The sequence below is a fragment of the Sulfurisphaera tokodaii str. 7 genome (assembly GCF_000011205.1).
Lineage (GTDB): Archaea > Thermoproteota > Thermoprotei_A > Sulfolobales > Sulfolobaceae > Sulfurisphaera > Sulfurisphaera tokodaii.
This window is the reverse complement of record NC_003106.2, coordinates 41152-55363: the sequence shown is the minus strand read 5'-3', so window position 1 is coordinate 55363 and position 14212 is coordinate 41152. Positions and strand designations below refer to the sequence as shown.

Here is a 14212-nt window from a genome sequence, read left to right as displayed (position 1 = left end):
TATAATATTTATTTCGTGAATTTGTGAACATTTTTAATTTTTACTTCCTAGTCTTATCGCTTATCATAAAGAAATTTTTAATTAGTAAGAGGACATTTCCTTATATATTTTTAACGTAACGTATAGTTGTGATGAGTTTCCTAACATAGTAAGTAATATAGTGTCTTAATGTTAGAAACAGAATGATAAAACTTGTGTTTTATCTACTCCCTCATTTCTTCTATCTTAGTAGTAGAAACAGAGTGTATGTTCACACTAATCATGATCTAGGAAAAACTTCGTAGCTAAGAATATTGGCCCAAACAGCTTTTATATCTACATACCCCTCCTAATCTTATTCTCACCTCTAATCCTCCAAAGCCCCTTACTAAAGCTCAGGATTTCAATATTTAAAGCATCGATTGCCGAGTCAGAGAGTAGAGGTTCAGTTAAACCTTCAGCAACAGCGACATCTAAAATAGTTGAAGTTAGCTCCTCATTACCATCAATTAAGGTACACTTTACTGCATCTCTATAAAGCTTTATTTCAACTAACGTCGTGGCTTCTTCTGAATATGCAGCTTCTGCCTTTAATTTATCAAGTTCAAGTTGTTCTGCTATTTCCATGGGCAGTGCTATGCTTGGTCTCTCGCTCTCAGCCCCGCTGTTTAGCAGAGCTATAACATAATACAGTTTTACCCGTTACTGCCTCCAGCTTTATCCTTACTCTCACTCCCACTAACTATCACCTTAAACTTACCGAAAGTTATTATCTCTCCCCTCCTAAGTTTTTCTATCTTTTCTAACTGCGATTCCGGTACTAGTAGTATTACTCTCTTCTTCATAAGAGGAAATTCTTCTCAGCTAATAATAAACTTAATGCATGAAAGTTTTAAAATTAAGTTAGTCACAGAATCGCGTATTCATATCTGTACCGAAAGTTAGGAAAGACCCTCTCCTTTTGGGAATTAATCCACCCAATTACAGAATCGTAGTCCAAAACTTTTACTTCCTTAGGAAGTCAGTTCCTATTGCTATAAACTCTTGACCGTAAGATTCCCTGGCATATCTACTATAGAATTTGTACTATTTCATGTTTATGCAATTATTAATAATTTTAAAGAATATTTTAAATAATAGTCTATATAAATAAGGGAAATTAGGACTTTCTCCCTTTATTTCCGTTGATTTATAAGAAATTAACAAACTCCTTTCTTCCAGAAGAGTTTCTTATCTTTAACTCTTTCCTTTTCTTCTTCGTCTACGACAATATAATCTACGTTGCCTTTAATATATTTTGAGACGATGTACATCCCATCTATACTATTCATCTCTTTAATTCCTTTAAATACTAATATTAAATCTATATCACTTGTATCTAAGTAATCTCCCCTAGCTCTAAAGCCGAAAATATAAGCTTCTTGTAGATCGGGAAAGTCCTTTGATATATTTTCAACTATTTCCTTAGCTAAATTTAGCATCTTCCTTTGACTCTCTATTGCCGATTTTCCTCTAATTTTACCCAATCTACCACCTCTTTAGCTCTTTTATATAAATCTTCGACAATATTTTTATTATATGGCCTCGCGGAATTCCGTTAGAAGCGTCTGGATATCTGGAGATAATAAAATGAGGGGATAAAACCATTAAATTTTCTTTTACATTTGACGGAATTTCTAAACCTTCCTTCTCTATCATATCAGCAAGTTCAGTAAGCGAATGAGTCTTCCCAGGGTCTTTTCCTAAAAAATAATAGCGATTTCAAGGCTTTTTCTGATGCTTGTTGAGAATAATAAGCTACTGCAAAATACTTCTCTGCGTCTAAGAGAACTCTTGCAACATCCAAATCTTCTTCAGCTTGAATTATCCAATCTTTATACCTCACACATATTACCTCATGCTAAAACTTAAAAAGTGTGTTCTGCTCCCGTGTAGAATTTTTAATGTAATTAACAGTAAATAGTTAGATAGTGTAGTCATTTGTATGTAAATTTATTAAATGACTTTCCTTATAAAGAGTATAAATATTGGAATAACATATTACTATGTGCTAAAAATTTGTAGAAATATAAATAGCTCAATGACGAGACTATGAACGGTTATAGTTAATTTATTAATATAGTATTTTAAATAATCATCACTAACTAGAATTACCGTAAGAACTCTAGATATAAGTAGTGTAAATATTAATTCTAATTTTCCAATTCTTTTTAAATGTCTTTTTCAAGTATGTTTCTTAAACTCATTTAATAGTTTTTCTGCTAGGTTAAATACATGTTTAGCTGCTTCTAACGCTTTAACGCAGTAATTTTCATTATACAGTTAGTTGGGAGGTATACCTTCAATCTCGTCACCATACATTGAGGGTTCTCTCTCAGCCCTTAACCACCTAGAAGTATAAGTTATGTTACTCAGTTCTTGCCTTAGCCATTCTGGTAGTCTATCTTTATTTGCCTCAAGAATCTTCCCCGGATCATGGGTTTTAGAATATTCAATGGGCAAAGCTCTTAGCATTGCTTTTATTGAAAGTTCGACAGCCTCTTGTGACAATCTGACGCAAAAGGCGAAGTCTTTACTTTCCTTTAAATCAAGTTCCGCATACGTTATCCTTATCCTAGCCTCTTGTAGAAGTCCTTCAGCTAAATTAATTCAAAATCTACTACCTCTCCAGGCTTAACCTTGGTTAAAGTCACTACATAACCCCTACCAAATTTCTCCCTTTTTGCTCCCAATTCTTCTAATCTTCTCCTAATCCTCTCTAAGGTCTTAGACATTATTCCTTCCCTATCATAAAGTATCTTAGCCTCAAATATCATTAACATATATAACGGACGAAATTTTGTAGCGGTTTTAACGTCGTAAATTATTGGGGAGATATAGGGTTCAAAGCCTTTCTCCCTTAGCTTAGGATATAGCGTATTTTCTAATATATCCTCTGCTAAGAGAAATTTTCTCATGACCTCATACCTATCCTTTATTTCCTTTAATACTATCAATAAATCAATATCACTATCCCTTCTTTGTTCTCCCCTAGCATAAGAGCCAAAGAGTACTAAAGATATTAGGTCATCTCCATAAACTTTAAGAAATGCATCAACAAGCTCCTTATCCATAATATTAGTTTTGATGAAAAGAATTTAAGCATTATGGAATAGGGGGCTAGTTAGTAGAACCACTCTGGAAGGAAAACCTCAATCTTCCAGGATGATAAGAAAGTCAGCATGAAAATATAAGAGCTATCACGAAATAGATTTCTAACTAAGGAAAATTTTTAAAATGGGAATACAAAATTATCTTATGGGATATATTGTTACAGTTGATGAAAGGGGGAGAGTTATAATACCGAAACAAATTAGGGAGAAATTAAACTTAAAAGAGGGAAGCAAAGTTGAAGTTGATTTGGAGAAAGACGGAAAGATAGTAATTAAAGTGAAAAGAATAAGCGTGGACGACATTTACGGAATAGCAGGGAAGGAGAAGGTTGAAATTGAGGAGATTGAGGAGGCATTAGGATTTGAAGATAATGATTGATTCTAACGTATTTATCTATGTCCTTTTTTCTGACCCTTCCTATGGTGAGAGAGCAAAAGAGTTATTAAAGACTGCAGAAGTAGAAGATGCTTACTCTTCGACTCTTATAATTTCTCAAGTATTATCACATCTAGAAAGGAGGAAAAAAGCTGAAGTAATTCCGATGTTTGTTAATTACCTCCAGCAATCGGGGATTAATATTGTAGATACGAGGTGGGAAGATATTGTTAATGGAATAAAGATTCTTCAGGAATTAAAATTAAGTTATAAACTTTGGGACGATGCAGTAATATTATCCCAAATGAAAAGATTAGGGATTGACATAATTTATTCTAACGATACGGACTTCGATTTGCTCAACGCAAATAGGAAATTTTAACTGCTATGACTAATTTACTTTAGATCTAGAATTTTTATAAAGAGCATTGCCAAAAGAAATTAAAGCATAAATAAGCAAAATGTACAAAAAAGTTTGGTCTTTCTCGCAGTAGAGGAAAAAATACTCCCTAGGCTTAATTCCCCTTAAGTATTATTATGCCATTTAGGTTTTTAATATTTATTTTTTATATGAAAATTTTGTTTATAAAGCAAATTATATTTATTATGTATTGAACACTCTAGCGTGACAATCTTAGCTGATACTATGCTTGGGACTGTTCTCATGCAGCCATGAAATTCGATAAATATTTGTAATATTATATCAAATTATTATTATTATTGTTTACTCATCTTTAAATTAACCCTATTTAAGGATGATATATTTTCAAGAAGCGAGGATATATAACCTTATATATATTAGCTACCTAAGAAGGATATAATAACCTTTACACATAAATGCTTTGTAAATTAGTATATACTCTTTACGCTTAGCTCTTTCTAGTGAATCATATAGAAAAACCATTTTTATAAATACTCTAATATTTTTATAAACAATTATCGAATTTGATGACTGTTTGAGAACAGTCCATAGATATGAGTCTGGTGCTTTAAGCTTATAAGGAGTCCTGTGACCCACCTAACAATAGGTGGTTTAGACTAAGTCCTACACTCAATTATGAATAAAAGTGTAGGTACAAACGGTTATAAGTGAAATACTAGTTAGGTAGTTTTCTGGTCATCACTTTTATTCGCTTTTAAAACATCTATGCACCACGTTTTATTACAACATATTTCTACAATATCGAGTTTCAACATGGAGTTTTTATAACTTTGCGGTATTTTCTCGTGCATAAGCTTCAATAAGGAAACCATGTTAAAGATAACACTAGTAACTTCGGCAAAACTATTCCTCCTATTGCTTTTATCTAGTTCAGCGTATTCTACTTCAGCATAAGACCTTAAGCTGAGTTCTTTCCATCTTTCAAACGCGTTCTTATCGTTAGTTATGACCAGTGCACCTTTTATTAAATCCGGTTCTATCTTTGGAATTGCAACATCACAAATAGTAAGTTTACTGGGTATAATTTTACTCCTCTGTAGAAGAGCTTGGTAAACATAGAAAATAATATAGCTAATAGGATTATCCTTTTTATTTACACTACGAAGTATCTCATCATCTGCACAATATGGTATAGCCAAATCCCTAATCTCATGAGTGTGAATTCCGAAATAGATAAGGTTGGTGTCGATTACTACAGTTCTGCCATAGGAGACTTCTTCTAGCTTTTTCCCTTCAACGAGAATGTCATAGGCTCCAGAAAGTTTAAGTAAGGCTTCACTTACATCCTCATTAGAAAAGACGTGCTTATTAAGTAACTTTACCGTCTCATGATAATTTACACTCCAAGTCCTTAGTATATCTACTCCGTTGACTTTAAGGCTCATCTCTCTACAGCTGTCAAATTTCTTATTAATTTTAAGGGCAAACATCTGTATATTCCTAACAAACTCATTCCTTTCCAGATAGGGATCAAGGTTCAGATCTAGAGAAGGTTTATTAGTTATTTTGCCTTCAAGTGTATAGGCTACTTCAAGATCTCTGGGCACAAATGGGTAATAGAAATGAGTCCATGGACCAAAGGAAAATATGTAGTTAACTAGTTGATACCTCTGATTTTCCTTACTCAATAAAGCGAGAAATACAGCTATTATGTTAGCTCCGGAAGTAGGAACTAGATATACTTTTTCACATTCCTTTGTTTTTTCATCGATGATATTTTTAAAGCTATTAAAATCACTTATACTTTCAGTACTTACCATCTCTATCTTTTTCCCTTTTTCTTTCAATTTTTCGAATAAGTATTTCAGTTTTTCCAAGTGGACTGAATTAAACTTTGCGTGAATTATTACGTATTTTTCAGGTCGGAATAGCTCATAAGTCCTAACAATCGAGGAAAATGAACTCTCAAAAGTGAAGTCCGATCTATTAATCGGGATTACCGTACATATCATAAAAAATATGGATAGTACTGAAATATAAATGTTTATAAAGAATAGCAGTTGTTCTAATTTTCCTCGTTAATACGAAATTCCCGATACTACCGATAAAGTTTTTAGTTTAGCGTTTAGTTAATTGAAAAGCGTGAGAAGAAACTCCTCAAGTTTGCTGAAATATGCTTAGGGAATGCACTACGTTTGCTGAAAATCTGTAAGTCGCGTTAAAGTAGAACAAAAACTGCTATAAAGAAATTATACTTTGTTGTTTTAAACCAGGAAAATCCCTTAAGATCCTAATCGCTATAGTTATTCTCAGTTACAGTTTAAAGGGAAACAATAATTCTTTAAATATCATAGAACCAGCGTAGGTTTAGGAGAAAGCCTTCCCCTTTAAAACCTCAGAAAGTATAAAATTTGCTTTTGGCCCTTTATTATAATACGAGGAAAATTTTCAAGGTCAGTGAAATCAGAAGTTTAGTTAAGAGAGGGAAGGCATTAATTAGAGGTCTCTCTTTTAGCGGGAAGACTACTCTAATCAAGGAAGCTTGTGATGGTTGTTGTGAAGAGAAGGGGATATAATTTATTGAACTACCCAAGAAGTTTAATAGTGTAGACGAGTTAAATCAGTAGAGGGAGAAGGTTAAAGGAGTCCAAAATGCTGTTATAGAGGGAAGGAGTTGCATAATAGATCTCTTGTTAGATAAAGTATCAGTAACTGATGAGCCCTCCCTCAAGTTCTTGCATCTGGATTTAAGGGGAAATGTGGTTAGTATGAGTAGTTTAGACGCTATTAAGAGGGTATATAATAGCGGTATAAGGGATGATAAAGCTGTTTGGAAAATTTTACTTTACTCAACTGTTACCATGTCTAATTATTATTCCGTTAGCATTTATAGGAAAATCGTTGCATTTTTATGTGACGTTACACATAAGTAAGAAATATTGTCCTATTAACTGAAAAATTCTTTGTGATAAACTAAATAAAGTAAGGGAGTGAAATTCAAAGTATTTATTAGTTCATGGACAAATATTATAATTTTTTATAGTTAAGGTAATTTTCTTAAACTATTAACTGAATTATTTCAGCTTCTTGCCCGTTAAACTAAGTGTATACTGGTTTGACGTAATAAGATTAAGCCAAGAACCCAGTTGGCAAAGCTTCTATTTCTCCAAATCCTATAGACCTGCTTTTCCCCGCCCCAAAATAGTTTGCATAATTTAAAAGCCTGATAATATTTTCTCTTTCACCCTCAATTTTGTATAAAACCCATCCCCAGAAGCCTCTGATAGGATGTCCGTCATATATAGTAGTAACTGGCCATATTCTGTGGTCGATCTCTTTAAAGTAATATAGGGTCTTTAAAGATGACAGTTTGATTTTAGTCTTCATGTTTGCGTTCCAATGCCTTGCGATAGATAATAGGAAGAAGTGAGCATAAGGGAAGAGAAGGAATCTGTTCATCTTTCCGAACTTAGGTGGTTGGAGAAGGGTAGGAGTTATAAAGTTAACCCGATAAAAATCAGAATCAATATATTCAATTTCTTCAACTATTTTTAAACTTGTTAGCTCTATCGTAAATGTTGAATTCCAGATCTTTATATCAATCATGTCTCTTCTTATGAGATCATTTGCGATATCATTACTTGTAGTGGAGAATGAAAAGGAGTAAATTTCATTAGCTCTCAAAATAGTCTTCCTTCCGTTAAATGCTATTAATGGGAAACCTTTAGAGTCCTTTAAAACCGTCACCCTTATAGGCTTAAAGGGTTGTCTGCTCTCCATGACCTTGGCGTAACTTGAAGATATATGAGCCAATATAGACCTTGAGAGCTTAGACGAAAATGGGGGGATTATTGTATCACGGTCAGCAGATACTTTGAATATAGCTAAGTATATCACATGAGGAACCTCTTGTATTCTCTTATTAATATGTTTTCATATTGTGTATCGCTTCTGTGTTGGTACGCGGTATATGTATCACAAATCATTAAGGGACCAAGAACTATAGGGTAATAATAAAACTCTTTTATGTGTTTGTTTCTTAAAAGCCATGAGACCACGTCATTTGGAGTGATATAAGTTAAGTCAATATCTATACTAACTTTTATCTCCTTTGCAACTTCATTAATATCTCCTTTGCATTCTTCATTAAATTCAAATTGAGGAATTCTAACGTACATATTATTCTTTATAAGCTCTAAACCTCTCTCTACCATAGCTTGATGATGACTCATTGCTGCTAGTGCTACAATATCCCTCAGCTTGTTATCACAGCAATTTCTAATTATCCTACTTATAATATAACCGCTGTAGAGCTCATGTCCGTAATATGAGTTAATATATTTTTTTGATGCTTTACCTATATCATGAAATGCGACTGCAATTTCTATGCTTTTTCTTACATTTTCTATCTTCTCTCCGCTCCTCTTAGATAAAATAGGAATTATATACTCAAAGTTGTTTCTGAAGCAATTTAAAGTTCCCAATGCATGATCTTTAAAAGTCTCTTTACCATAAAATGCCCAGCATGTCATTTTAACCTCAATCCCCTCTCACTATCATAATAACTACTATCCGCCTTAAGTGCAAGTAATATCATTTTTTCTTCTCCTTTCATGAAGATCTTTCTGTATTTTATACATAGATCTTTCCAGTCCTTGAACTCTATATAATCCTCTATTACTTCTACTTTGTCTATAACGTTAGTAGGAGTATATTTTTCAAAATATGCAACAATTTTGTTGTCCTTCCTTATAAGAGGAGCATTATCTATCATCTTACCATTAAAAGGTATTAAATCCTCCATTCTACTGGGTTTATCTATAGCGAGGTTTACTATAAAGGAATTAGTAAGAGTGCAATATTTCTCTAGAATTATATCAAGATCCTTCTTCGATAAGAAAGGGTTTATACTTATTTTTTCTAGATCGTTAAGAAGTTTTTGATTAATGTTAGGCTCACTTATTATACTATCAATTATTTCGGCATATCCTTTTTTATTATGACACCCATAAGGATGTTTAAGACATATATCGTTGTTACTTAGAGCTTCAACAGTCTTTATAACCTCATTTTCGTCGTAAGGATAAGTCTCGTTACTTTTCCATATATAAAGAGTTCCTTCGTTTTTCTCATTATATCTCAATAGTCTTCCGACTCTCTGGACTATTGAAGTAAGAGGTGCTTGTTCAGTTATCATAATTTCTGAAGAAATGTTAACACCTACTTCAATAACTTGAGTGGATACGATTAGTTTGCAGTCATCAAGTTTTCTCTTCTGTCTATCCGAGATCTTGAATCTAGAGTGGATTAGACAAGGCTTTAAGTGTTTAAGCTTATCGTAAAGTAATATAGCCTTATCAACAGTATTAACTACGATTATAGCCTTCTCCGAGTCTTTTACAATATTGTAAAATTGCTCTATGTTGTTAACTATTTTAACATCAATATTAGGAACATCAATTTTTTCCTTTATTTCAACTACTTTATATCTCTTTCTTCCTTTTGTAGTCTCGCACTCATAAATTCCGTTATCCACTTCTGTGCACTTTCTTCCATTTATAGCATTACCGTATTCGTTTACCACCGATACCTTAATTACGTTTTTCGAATGATCAATAATCTTTTCTTCAACACTTTTGCTTGGGGTTGCAGACGACATTATGAAGTTTACCCCTAATTTCGAGAGATGCTCAACAGCACCTATAAGCGAGGTCCAACTGTTACTCTCGTTCATCAAATGAAACTCATCAAAGTGGACTAAAGAGGTATAAATCGAAAACCTAGGTAAGTCGTAATGACCGTGATCCGAAAAAGGTTCACCTATGCTTGCCTTATACAAATTTAAGAAAAAAGAGTCATAAGTAGTTATGATAAAATCAGCCAGAAAATTAGGGGACTTAAGTTCTGAAGGTGCAAAAGAGTACTGGACTGCATATTTTAATCCCTCAGCCCTCTTAGAGATGTCCTCAACTAAAGCTCGTGTAGGAACTACATGTATTAATCTATAAAAATTAGTTGTAGTATATGTGGTTAACCACTCACCAAGAGTTATGGATAAAGTGGTTTTCCCATAGCCCGTTGGAAAATTAAGAATAAAATTAACATCATTGCACTCTGCAAGCTTCTTTCCCTTTACATTTTCTCCTACATCTTTACAATCCATAAGCTCAAGAACTTTCCTAATTCCCTCTCTCAAGCGGAGTATCCTCCCTTCTGCTTCTGCCTTTCTAAAATTACAGCTTCCTTTATAGTCCTTACCATTTTGGGAGTTATGAAACCAAAAACATCATCTTTTAGATAAGTATCCTTTGCAATGAAGTAAGCCATCTCTTCCGGGGTAATTGCACCACTTACTGCTTGAAAGACATAGTTTGAAATTCTATTAAAAACGTCAGTCGGACTATACTTATCATTTAAATTTAAGATGTTCTTAAGCTTCTCCCTATATTTTGGATTTTCAGAGTTTATATGTTTCCAAATTTCTACGAATGGAGCAATAGATGAATAAGTATTTTCCTCTATTATTTCTGCTCTATTACCTCTTACTGTAAGCATAATAAGTTTCTGGCATACATTATCGCTATAATACATTGAAAAGAGGAATATCCTACCCAGATGGGATAGTTTATCTAATTTCGAAATATTTATCCTCTTTTCAGTTATTAAGTTACTGCATAACTGAAACTGTATTTCTGTATCGACTGGTGCAATACCAAAATAGTAGTCCACATCAGTTCTAGATCTCTTAACTATATATGTAAATACTGTGAAAGAGTCTAGAGCTAAAGCTGCAAGTAATGCTGTCTTCTTAGACATCTGGACACTTTTCTTGCTACCTTTCGAAGAAGCATTCCATCCACCATACCATCTCTCAGCTTCCAGTAATTCTGGAAAAAATAATGAGAATGGCTCGAAATATTCTTCTTTGTCACTTACAAAATCATTAATAATGTTATTTAAATCCTCATTTACAATATAATTATACACTGCGGCATAGTTACGCTTAAATTTGCCCAGAGAACTAATAAGGACTTTATTTTTCCTCATATTTTCTATGCCTTCTCTCAACTTATTACCTATCTCATCTTCAGCAATAGCAAAGTCATTTTCTATACTAGGGCTTGTATCTAAAAGCAGTAGAAGCTCACTAATAACAAGGTCTCTAGCTAGATACCCTTCTGGAGGAAGTTTTATTTTAACCATTTAGTCAGCCCCTCCTTAAATGTAACAACATACTTCTCACCAGCTCTATAGACTGTACATTGCTCATTAATCGCATCTTTCTTAACTTTAACCTCACCCCCTATTAACGGTCCACGAATCGGAACCCAGAATTTATCGAAAACTCCTTCATCAGGTTCCTTAGTTAGGTTATAAGTACTGAGAACGGGAAGCTCTTGAAGTTCAAAATCTCCAGTATCTATTAAGCATTGTTGAGGAATAAAGAAACTTGTTGAGAACTGCTCCTCCTCACTCTCCTCAACGTCAACAACCTCAACATGCTCGATAGTGACTAAGGACTCCTTACTACCAAGAGAGATAATCTGCCAGGAATACTTTACGAAGTCTTCTACCTTATCCTTTAAAAGGACTGCAATTGAAAACTTTACACTTTCACCATAAGTCTTTCCGAATGCAGATACTCCAAACCAGTCTCTCAATTTTTCTGCACTTCTATACTTTTTTTGTTTATAACTAACTCTTTGTTCCCTCATGATGTCAGAGTAAGGCAAAAGTCTGGATTCATCGGCACCATAAGCTACCCAGAATAATGAGCCCTTATATTTATCGATAAACTCCTTAGTGCATGAAGTACCATTTTTGACAGCATAATTTTCACAATAGCTTTTACTTAATGCCCCTAAAATAGTAGAGATAGGGACATACGGGAATGATTTTCCTCCTGCTGAGGCTTTGGGAACCCTAATAGAAAAACCCCAATGATGAAGACCGTATATTAAAACACCCTTCATCCTCTCACGGATTTAAAGACCTCTACTGGATTACTTAAACTTCCCTTAACTCCCTTAACATAAAATACTATCTTAGGCCTATCTATCTCTAAAGCACTACTAAAGGAATCAGCCGTAGATTTTACAAGATTTAAATAGTCATTAAAGTCACCATTTATTGGGGGTAAGTTAAACGGCTTCTCGGAAACACTTAACACTAATGCCTCAATTTCTACCAGTGGATTAAACCTAGTCCTCTTCGCACCAAACAAGAACTGGGTTAAAGTAAGCATTAAAGCGTCTAAAGAGGCTATTTCCCTATCTTTCTTGTCCTTTACCTCTTTAACAGGATAATTCTGGGTCACACCAATATTACTTAAGTTTAAATAACCAGTTAAAACATATGAAGCACTAGCGGTTTCTACATTGTATAACGATTGTATATTTTTATTCTCCTTTTCATACTTATCTATCATTTCCTTAGTAGCATATCTAACATGGAATTGCGACGTAACTGCAGAGGCTTTTACTGCATCCAACGCTGGAATCATATAACTGAAGGCAATATTGGAAGTCCTCTTAACCAGTTTGTCTGGATTGAGAAAACCGGCTACATCTTCAACAATATCTTCCTCTATAACACATAGCTCATAATCAGAACCGTTCTTATCACCGCAACCGGTCTTATGAACACTATCTCCAGCCCCCCTCTTTATAAGTATCCCTTGTTTAGCCAACTCCTCAACTGGTAAATTCCTTTCAATTGCAATCTCCACTAGATTCATCTGATAACCGTGAGCTATCATCTCGCCACTAACAGCGGGCACATAAGTTACCGTATAGGTATTTCCTTCTTTAACTATTATAGGAGCCCTTCTATGCCTCACATAATTTCCCGCAGACTCAACATTATTTAAGTCCTCTACATTAACCAAATATCTAGCAGAGAAAGAAACCCATTTCATTTTAACCACCTATTGCCAAAGATACTAAAGTCTTTGCATAATTTACATCTTTTTCAACCTTATCTAGAAAACTCTCGACTCTCCTAGGAGTAACAATATATGGCTTCTTATTTTTACTCCATACTATGGGTGAAATACATAACATACCCTTATCACTGCCATCAACAATTTCATGGACTACATCTGGATAAGCTACCTTAAAAGTTTGAGGAATATCTCCCTTTTTAGCAATTACTAAACAGTCAATACTGTCCTCGATCTGCTCTTCTTTATATTTTAGTGCGACAGTTCTCTTAGAAGCGGAAGCTAAATAAGAGGTATAATCCCTTAACGCCTGGGTGATAACATCTTTAATATATTTAGGGTCAAGAGAGTAAATAAGCGGATCTATGTAGCCGAATCTCCTTAACACAACATAAAACCTGAAGATTTTAACAAGGCTCCTGAAATTCTTTCCTACCTCAGAAGCAATTGATTCCATAATTAAAGAAATCCTAACACATTAATAAATATTATCCTCCCTTACAATGTGGCAGAAAAGGACAATCAGCACTACACTTCTTAGCTAACCCGGGATCAACATCATCGTCAATTGCTCTGAGAGCCCTATCCCTAACTTCAACAAACTCCTGCCTTAAAGTATCACTAATAACAATAAGCCTACAATTATTGTGAATTTTACCTTCAATAACATTAACATAACAAAGATAACCAAAGTCAACGGGTATTTCATACTGGCTCTCAAAAGCTAAAGCATAACCCGCTAAAGCCAACTCATGATCCCTCTTATAACTCCCCGTCTTCATCTCAGCAATCAAAGGAAGAATGGGAATAAATGCGTCAACTCTCAAAGCACTCTGAAGACCTACTAAAGAACCGTCAACAGGATACTCAACGTGAAAGGGAATTACTAGAGAGGCTAAAGAATCCTTTCTGAGGAATGGCTTACTCCTAGCCTTCTCAAGTTCGGCAGAATAAATAGAGACAATATGATCCCATAAAATCTTAGCTACTTCAATAACTTCGACCTTAAGATTGTAAAACTCATCTGTCATCAAAGTCCTAAGCTTAACGCTATCTAAGTCTTCGTGTTCATAAATAAGCCTCTTAATAGTTTCTATAGCGGTAGCATAAGTGGTATGAATAGTATTCCCTATTTTAGCTTCCACCTTAGGTACAATACCCTTATGTTTCAAATACACATATCTACCAGAATCACAAAGACCATTAGTTAAATCGGAAACGCTTAGCAGTGTGTTTGAAGAGGGGTACAATGGAGGCTCATTCCAGTGCCATCCCCTAAGCTCTTCAGAAATAGCCCTAGGAAATCCCTTCATCCTTTTCGAGAGGAGCTGAATCTCTGAAAGAGTAAAGAACACAAAATTAGTTAGATTTTTGATTTAAAA

General features: G+C 34.1%; 18 protein-coding genes and 1 pseudogene. 4 read left to right on the top strand and 15 right to left on the bottom strand.

Features of this window, described 5'->3' with window-relative positions:
* Positions 1 to 315: 315 nt before the first annotated feature.
* From STK_RS15500 to STK_RS00205, 6 genes and pseudogenes are all read right to left on the bottom strand, one after another.
* Positions 316 to 606, bottom strand: a complete 291-nt coding sequence (locus STK_RS15500) for a hypothetical protein (protein ID WP_069168134.1) — start codon at positions 604 to 606, stop codon at positions 316 to 318.
* A 68-nt stretch (positions 607 to 674) separates the two neighbouring features.
* A complete protein-coding gene (locus tag STK_RS15090) occupies positions 675 to 824 on the bottom strand; it encodes a hypothetical protein (RefSeq protein WP_198429718.1) in 150 nt (49 codons plus the stop codon).
* 354 nt (positions 825 to 1178) lie between these two features.
* Positions 1179 to 1505 (bottom strand): nucleotidyltransferase domain-containing protein, encoded by a 327-nt coding sequence (locus tag STK_RS00220; protein WP_052846133.1) that lies wholly within the window; start codon positions 1503 to 1505, stop codon positions 1179 to 1181.
* 1 nt (position 1506) lies between these two features.
* A pseudogene (locus STK_RS00215) lies at positions 1507 to 1864 on the bottom strand (HEPN domain-containing protein).
* Between the two features lie 437 nt (positions 1865 to 2301).
* The gene (locus STK_RS00210; RefSeq protein WP_232616537.1) at positions 2302 to 2586 is read right to left on the bottom strand and encodes a HEPN domain-containing protein; all 285 of its coding nucleotides are present in this window, start codon (positions 2584 to 2586) and stop codon (positions 2302 to 2304) included.
* A gap of 32 nt (positions 2587 to 2618) precedes the next feature.
* On the bottom strand, positions 2619 to 3092 hold the full coding sequence (locus tag STK_RS00205; protein ID WP_010977971.1) for a nucleotidyltransferase domain-containing protein: 474 nt from the start codon (positions 3090 to 3092) through the stop codon (positions 2619 to 2621).
* A 184-nt stretch (positions 3093 to 3276) separates the two neighbouring features.
* Here STK_RS00205 and STK_RS00200 point away from each other — a divergent pair, with 184 nt between their 5' ends.
* Complete coding sequence (locus STK_RS00200; RefSeq protein WP_052846132.1) at positions 3277 to 3510, top strand: AbrB/MazE/SpoVT family DNA-binding domain-containing protein; 234 nt, start codon at positions 3277 to 3279, stop codon at positions 3508 to 3510.
* Positions 3503 to 3889 (top strand): type II toxin-antitoxin system VapC family toxin, encoded by a 387-nt coding sequence (locus STK_RS00195; RefSeq protein WP_010977969.1) that lies wholly within the window; start codon positions 3503 to 3505, stop codon positions 3887 to 3889. Before STK_RS00200 ends, STK_RS00195 begins: the two co-directional genes overlap by 8 nt.
* Positions 3890 to 4608: 719 nt before the next feature.
* Here the strand turns inward: STK_RS00195 and STK_RS00190 are convergent.
* Positions 4609 to 5901 (bottom strand): hypothetical protein, encoded by a 1293-nt coding sequence (locus tag STK_RS00190; RefSeq protein ID WP_010977968.1) that lies wholly within the window; start codon positions 5899 to 5901, stop codon positions 4609 to 4611.
* Between the two features lie 399 nt (positions 5902 to 6300).
* On the opposite strand from STK_RS00190, the gene STK_RS15495 reads away from it, so the two are divergent.
* Positions 6301 to 6465: a hypothetical protein gene (locus STK_RS15495; RefSeq protein WP_232616502.1), complete on the top strand. Its 165-nt coding sequence runs from the start codon at positions 6301 to 6303 to the stop codon at positions 6463 to 6465.
* 192 nt (positions 6466 to 6657) lie between these two features.
* A complete protein-coding gene (locus tag STK_RS15490; RefSeq protein ID WP_232616501.1) occupies positions 6658 to 6822 on the top strand; it encodes a hypothetical protein in 165 nt (54 codons plus the stop codon).
* Positions 6823 to 7018: 196 nt separating this feature from the next.
* On the opposite strand, the gene cas6 is transcribed toward STK_RS15490, so the two are convergent.
* The 8 genes from cas6 to cas4a are packed head-to-tail and all read right to left on the bottom strand — an operon-like array spanning position 7019 to position 14185.
* Complete coding sequence (gene cas6, locus STK_RS00180; protein WP_010977967.1) at positions 7019 to 7786, bottom strand: CRISPR-associated endoribonuclease Cas6; 768 nt, start codon at positions 7784 to 7786, stop codon at positions 7019 to 7021.
* On the bottom strand, positions 7783 to 8421 hold the full coding sequence (locus STK_RS00175; protein ID WP_010977966.1) for a CRISPR-associated endonuclease Cas3'': 639 nt from the start codon (positions 8419 to 8421) through the stop codon (positions 7783 to 7785). The genes cas6 and STK_RS00175 overlap by 4 nt, the downstream gene beginning before the upstream one ends.
* A complete protein-coding gene (cas3, locus tag STK_RS00170) occupies positions 8418 to 10085 on the bottom strand; it encodes a CRISPR-associated helicase Cas3' (protein ID WP_052846128.1) in 1668 nt (555 codons plus the stop codon). The genes STK_RS00175 and cas3 overlap by 4 nt, the downstream gene beginning before the upstream one ends.
* The gene (locus STK_RS00165; RefSeq protein ID WP_010977964.1) at positions 10082 to 11092 is read right to left on the bottom strand and encodes a hypothetical protein; all 1011 of its coding nucleotides are present in this window, start codon (positions 11090 to 11092) and stop codon (positions 10082 to 10084) included. Before STK_RS00165 ends, cas3 begins: the two co-directional genes overlap by 4 nt.
* Positions 11080 to 11862, bottom strand: a complete 783-nt coding sequence (cas5a, locus tag STK_RS00160; RefSeq protein WP_010977963.1) for a type I-A CRISPR-associated protein Cas5a — start codon at positions 11860 to 11862, stop codon at positions 11080 to 11082. Before cas5a ends, STK_RS00165 begins: the two co-directional genes overlap by 13 nt.
* Entirely contained in the window at positions 11859 to 12806 is a 948-nt protein-coding gene (gene cas7a, locus STK_RS00155) for a type I-A CRISPR-associated protein Cas7/Csa2 (protein WP_052846126.1), read from the bottom strand. Before cas7a ends, cas5a begins: the two co-directional genes overlap by 4 nt.
* A 1-nt stretch (position 12807) precedes the next feature.
* Positions 12808 to 13287 (bottom strand): hypothetical protein, encoded by a 480-nt coding sequence (locus STK_RS00150; protein ID WP_010977961.1) that lies wholly within the window; start codon positions 13285 to 13287, stop codon positions 12808 to 12810.
* A gap of 31 nt (positions 13288 to 13318) precedes the next feature.
* Positions 13319 to 14185: a type I-A CRISPR-associated protein Cas4/Csa1 gene (cas4a, locus tag STK_RS00145; protein WP_010977960.1), complete on the bottom strand. Its 867-nt coding sequence runs from the start codon at positions 14183 to 14185 to the stop codon at positions 13319 to 13321.
* Between the last annotated feature and the right edge of the window lie 27 nt (positions 14186 to 14212).